Here is a 428-nt window from a genome sequence, read left to right as displayed (position 1 = left end):
GTTGAGTAGTTATTATCTAAGAGGATGAAGCTGCAGAAACTGCTTAGATTGAGGATACGATTGATATGAAATACCTATTTGACACCAATGTTCTTTTAAAAAATCCAGCTCTGCTTAGGGATTACCACTTAGATGTTGTTGTTTCGCCAACAGTCCTTAAAGAACTTGATTATCGTAAAAGATTTGCGGAGCATCAGGAAAATGCTCAACTTTCTATCAAACACATCAACCAACATCACATAAAATTGCTTGGCATATCTAAATGTGGAGACGACTGCAACAATGATGCAAGGATAATCAATGAAGTAAAAAGAGCAACTTCCATAGGTAAGATCACAGTTGTATCAGATGATGAAGGCTTACAGGTAGTTGCCAGAACTGAAGGTGTGAATTGCATCAACCTTGTCTCGTTCCAGAAAGAGATGATG

Annotated in this window: 1 protein-coding gene; it reads left to right on the top strand. The window is 37.6% G+C overall.

Annotated elements, in window-relative coordinates; translation table 11 throughout:
• Positions 1 to 65 precede the first annotated feature (65 nt).
• The coding region (locus tag E7X57_RS12215; RefSeq protein WP_135613269.1) for a PIN domain-containing protein at positions 66 to 428 on the top strand (363 nt) is incomplete at its 3' end.

The organism is Methanococcoides sp. AM1 (assembly GCF_900774055.1).
Classification (GTDB): domain Archaea; phylum Halobacteriota; class Methanosarcinia; order Methanosarcinales; family Methanosarcinaceae; genus Methanococcoides.
This window is presented reverse-complemented; position numbering and strand designations above follow the sequence as displayed.